Origin of the sequence: Rathayibacter iranicus NCPPB 2253 = VKM Ac-1602 (genome assembly GCF_003149025.1) — a bacterium.
Lineage (GTDB): Bacteria > Actinomycetota > Actinomycetes > Actinomycetales > Microbacteriaceae > Rathayibacter > Rathayibacter iranicus.
The window spans coordinates 1-4265 of the sequence record NZ_QGDV01000035.1 but is presented as its reverse complement, the minus strand read 5'-3'; the positions used below and the strand labels follow the sequence as shown (position 1 = coordinate 4265).

The window sequence follows — 4265 nt, the reverse complement described above, 5'->3', positions numbered from 1 at the left end:
CGGGGCGGACATCAATCTGCGCTCACCCAGGTTCGGCCTTCCACTGACGATGCTTCTCACGGATATTTCTGCCAGCCGCGAATACATTCGGGCCGCGTTTGCTGCGGTCACGGCGCACTCTCGACCTGACTTGACAGCGCATGTCGATCGGCGTCGTCAGGCCAGCGTGGGGCAGTATCTTGCGGACAACATGTTTGGTTTCATGCGGGATGAGGTTCGTGCGTATGCTGCGGCGACCGGGCAAGATATCGACGTGATCTCATGAGATGGAAGCGGCGTATGGAGATTATTCCTCGGGCGGGAGCGTGTCTGATGACGGTGAATGCGTGGGAGGGTCGCGCTCCGGTGCGGTGGATGCTGCGTGAGCCCTCGAACGCACGGGTCGACAATGGCTGGCGGATCATGAGCGCGGCGGACAGCAGTGAGTATCTCGCCGACTCGGACAACTGGCGCATCACCGATTTCAATGATGCTTGCGAGATCGAGCCCGCTCTGATCGGTATCTACGATCTCCCGGTGGGAAGTGATCTGCAGATCGTCATCGACGAGCAGGGCAAACGCATCGTCGACACGCCGACCGGTCAAGAACTGACACCCGACAGGATGTACGTCCCACCAAGCCAACGACGCTGACCTTCCTCTGCTTCCCACTCCCTCGGCCGACGCTGCCCTGGTCCGGACGAAAGCTGCTGCTTCGCTGACGAGGTTCTCGAGTGCTGGGCTGCCGTCGAAGGCATCCGCGATCAGGTGACCCGCGTCGTCCGTGGGGAGCTTGCCTGGCGTGTTCCGCCCATGGTTGAAGCGAGCACGGCCGGGGTCCTTCAGATGGAGGTTCTCGACGACGCCGTTCAGCGCGGGTGCGACGTTGGCGTTCGCGGGGCTGGGTGGGTCGTTGATTGTGGGGGGTGTGAACAGCGCGATTAACGACGCGTCGATTGCGTCGACCGGTGAGGGGTTGAATTTGGCCGGGATGGCCAGCGATCAGGTGGGCCAATGGTATGACGTCACTGTGATGCGGTCGGCGGTCGAGTCCGGGTCGTGGGCGGGGCAGCTCGTCGCTGGTGTCGGGTCTGGCGTGGGGCAGCTGGTCAGCGGTGCGGCGCAGATGAATCTGCGTGACACGGGGCGTGGGATCGAGGCCCTCGTCTTCGATGAGGACGTGCGTAACCAGGCGTGGCAGCAGGTTACAACGCTCGTTGACGAGGTTCGCGCGGGGAACCCGGTGGTGATCGGACAGATCGTTGGGAACATCCTGCCCGGAGCGGTGGCGTTGAAGGTCGCGAAAACGACCGGGGTTTTGGGCGAGGCTAACAAGGTCGCCGACTTCGGGAAACCCATCATCACGAACCCGAGCAGGACGACCAGTGCCCTGGAGTGGCTCAAGAACCAGATCGGCGCGGGAGGGGTGACAGTCAGCAACGAATTCACCCCGACGATACGGCCAGCAGACGGCATTGACGGGGCGACCGGCAAGCCCCGCGGTATTGACGGGCCGGAGCAGAAGCCTCGTGGTGTTGATGGTCCGGAGGAAAGGCCCCGTGGTGTTGACGGGCCGGGAAGCGTTACTCCTGGCGAGAAGACGGAGGTTCTGGATCCCTTTGATCCGGACCGTAAGGGTGCGCTGCTTCCCAACGTGAGATATCGTGCGAGTGCACCCGACACGACCCACAACTACTTGGCCGAAACGGACGCTGACGGTCTGATCGAGCGGGTCATCGTCGAGACCCTCCATTTGAAGCCCGTTGGTCGCCCTCGCTTCAGGCATGACCCGAACACGCCGGGTAAGCTCCCGACGGATGGCGCGGGTCGCCTGATCGCGGATGTCTTCGACGGCAGCCCAGAACTCGACAACCTCGTCAGCCAAGCACAAGTTCTCAACCGCGGCGCGGGCTCGAAATGGAGGGCAATGGAACGCGCCTGGGAAGATGCTTTACGCGACGTCCCTCCACGCGCCGTCACTGATATCGAGATCAAGGTTCTCTACGACGGCGGCAAACGACCAATAAGTTTGGATGTCACATATAAAATCGGCGGCAAACCTGGCGGCGACAATTTCCCAAACACCGTACCAAATATCGATTAGGGAACTGTAATGAACAACGAGACTAGTTTCGAACGGCTATTCGAGATTCAAGACGAGATTCTTATGTTCACCATGGAGCAGGTCGGTGATAAAGTCGACAAGTTCTACGTGCAAGGTAAAATCACGGACGACAGTCGTGGAAATGTCACAAGTGTCCAGGGTAACCTCAGGACTGTCATTGTCGGCGGTCGCGTCCTCGGCGTCTCTGCCGTCTTGGATGATACCGGTTTCTATGAGAATGTCGCTTTCGTCAGGCCGCGAATCACGGAGCTGCACGACATCCTCCGTATCGTGCAGGGTAAATCCCCAGTGCGGTTTCGCTGGGCGGTGGACACCACAGCGGGCACTGCTGAGAGTGATTGGACATACTACGATAATCTCTCTGACGAGGAGAAGAAGGACGATTTCTGGAGGTTCTGGAAGGGTGACATCGCGTGGAAAGCGCAACTTGAGGCTGAGCTAGCCGGCGAGTAAAACCCAGACAATTTTGCGTCTGATTGTGAAGTGTCAGCGGGAGACGCGGATCGAATACTAGGAGGCTTCTGCAAAATTGGTTTCTTTCTGAATGAAGAAGATGAGGTCGCGGACGGCGTTGAAGGCATCGTGGAAGGTGTGTAGTGGTCGCCGGTAGTCGGTGGGAAAGATGCGCCAGGTTTTGATGTGAGCAATTGTTCTTTTGATCACGTACCGGTGAGTGTTCACGAAGCGGTTGTGTTGCTTCGCGTGATCTGGCAGATATTTTTGACCTGGTTGCTTTTTTATGGGTGTGACCATTGCGGTGCCTTGGTACCTCTGTCGGCCAGCATGTTCGAGAGGTTAACGGTGTCGGCTAACCCGGTTTCTCGGAAGGCGTGGGCATCGTGGTGCTTGCCTGCGATGGGATCCGAGATGTGGATCAACCGGCCGGAGAGGTCGGCGAGGACTTGGCAGTTGTGCCCTGTGGTCTTGTGTTTCCCGGAGTACAGTTCTGGCGCGTCTGCCCAGGACCAGCATGGGAGGAGGGTGCCGTCGATGAGGGCCGTCGTCCCGCGGAGCGCGGCCTCGACATCCGGCTGCTCGTCGTTGACAACAATAGTGAGCATCACTTCAACCAACGCGATCGTTCGCGAGACGGTCGACTGACAGACGCCGACCACATCAGCGATCAACTGCTCGGTGAAATTATGGCGATAATAGAACCTCGATCAATCGAATTTTGCATAAGCCTCATCGTAGGAGCGAATATCACATGAGCGATTCCAATATCACGCTTCCTGTGATTGCTCCGAACGAACGTCCCCACGTGGACATTCACTACGAATGGACGCAATTCCCGCTTTGGCTTAACGGGAGATACGGGATCGACAGTATCGTCGGCCATGAGATTGGCCTCAGCTCGGAGCTCGTTCGGGATCTTTTGGCCTGGAGCGATGCAGCCGATGCTCAATTCGAAACTGACGACCCACCTAACAGTGCCGCTCCGGCCAATTTTCTTGAAGACGGATTTGAATTAGCGAAACGAGTGCGTGCGGAACTTTCTGCAGAATGGATTGTGACGTCCTACGATCCGCGTGCTAAACGGAAAGTTGAACTCATCATTGACGACTGAATGGTGGGTGAATCGCGAGGCAGTTCGAAATCTGCTGTGATGCGCATTTCAGATATGACGCTGACGGTGTGCGCCTTCTGTTTGCGAATCACCGTCCTGATCACGCACCAAAACAAGTTGAACAGGTTTGGAATGATATTTCAGGTGACTGAATACTGAGGCTTATGCAAAACGGCATCACGCGCTCAACAAAGGTGCCCCTGACCTGGGATTTTGTGACGCTCAGGCGAGTTTTGCATGAGCCTCACAATGCACTTGGGTATCTCGGTGAGGCTTTGGCGAGCTGCGAGACTTCGCGACCGATCTGCGCTCCGAGCGTGGCCGGCGCCGCAGCGGTGACGGAGTCGATGATCGCCTGTAGGAGCTGCTTCTCGAACTTCTTGTTGAGATCGTGAAGAGCCGGTCATCATGCGCTGGTAGATGCCCCAGGTCGCTTCGACTTCGACATGTTTCTCCTCAGTGAACAGGGAGGGTTATTCAGGCGCCATATTGAGCGATATCGGCGCGCCTCACGAGGGCGGCCGCTCTTTCTTGTAAGAATTTAGTTACCAGACTGAATTCACAGAAAGAACGGCCGCGCATGAAGCATACAAC

Annotated in this window: 7 protein-coding genes; 5 read left to right on the top strand and 2 right to left on the bottom strand. The window is 57.7% G+C overall.

The genetic code is table 11. The annotated features are described in order from the left end of the window. From B0H03_RS16375 to B0H03_RS15830, 4 genes are all read left to right on the top strand, one after another. On the top strand, window positions 1-265 hold a 265-nt coding region (locus B0H03_RS16375), incomplete at its 5' end, for a hypothetical protein (protein WP_207774261.1). A 47-nt stretch (window positions 266-312) separates the two neighbouring features. Continuing rightward, window positions 313-633: an immunity protein Imm33 domain-containing protein gene (locus B0H03_RS15840; protein ID WP_241560433.1), complete on the top strand. Its 321-nt coding sequence runs from the start codon at window positions 313-315 to the stop codon at window positions 631-633. A gap of 274 nt (window positions 634-907) precedes the next feature. Beyond that, window positions 908-2083 carry a DNA/RNA non-specific endonuclease gene (locus B0H03_RS15835; RefSeq protein ID WP_127843967.1) on the top strand — a complete coding sequence of 392 codons (1176 nt, stop codon included), beginning with the start codon at window positions 908-910 and terminating at the stop codon, window positions 2081-2083. A gap of 9 nt (window positions 2084-2092) precedes the next feature. Continuing rightward, complete coding sequence (locus B0H03_RS15830) at window positions 2093-2557, top strand: hypothetical protein (protein ID WP_104266472.1); 465 nt, start codon at window positions 2093-2095, stop codon at window positions 2555-2557. Window positions 2558-2614: 57 nt separating this feature from the next. Here the strand turns inward: B0H03_RS15830 and B0H03_RS16965 are convergent, their stop codons facing one another. Together B0H03_RS16965 and B0H03_RS16960 are read right to left on the bottom strand one after the other, a co-directional pair. Beyond that, window positions 2615-2857, bottom strand: coding sequence for a hypothetical protein (locus B0H03_RS16965; RefSeq protein ID WP_170062944.1), 243 nt, complete (start codon window positions 2855-2857; stop codon window positions 2615-2617). Then, complete coding sequence (locus tag B0H03_RS16960) at window positions 2842-3165, bottom strand: transposase family protein (RefSeq protein ID WP_170062945.1); 324 nt, start codon at window positions 3163-3165, stop codon at window positions 2842-2844. Before B0H03_RS16960 ends, B0H03_RS16965 begins: the two co-directional genes overlap by 16 nt. Window positions 3166-3311: 146 nt before the next feature. Between B0H03_RS16960 and B0H03_RS16370 the strand changes: the two genes are divergently transcribed. Continuing rightward, complete coding sequence (locus B0H03_RS16370) at window positions 3312-3671, top strand: hypothetical protein (RefSeq protein WP_127843966.1); 360 nt, start codon at window positions 3312-3314, stop codon at window positions 3669-3671. The last annotated feature ends 594 nt before the right edge of the window (window positions 3672-4265 follow it).

Coding starts and splice junctions, on each gene's coding strand:
- B0H03_RS15840 (WP_241560433.1), top strand. CDS start 313: ATGACGGTGAATGCGTGGGAGGGTCGCGCTCCGGTGCGGTGGATGCTG.
- B0H03_RS15830 (WP_104266472.1), top strand. CDS start 2,093: ATGAACAACGAGACTAGTTTCGAACGGCTATTCGAGATTCAAGACGAG.
- B0H03_RS16965 (WP_170062944.1), bottom strand. CDS start 2,857: ATGGTCACACCCATAAAAAAGCAACCAGGTCAAAAATATCTGCCAGAT.
- B0H03_RS16960 (WP_170062945.1), bottom strand. CDS start 3,165: ATGCTCACTATTGTTGTCAACGACGAGCAGCCGGATGTCGAGGCCGCG.
- B0H03_RS16370 (WP_127843966.1), top strand. CDS start 3,312: ATGAGCGATTCCAATATCACGCTTCCTGTGATTGCTCCGAACGAACGT.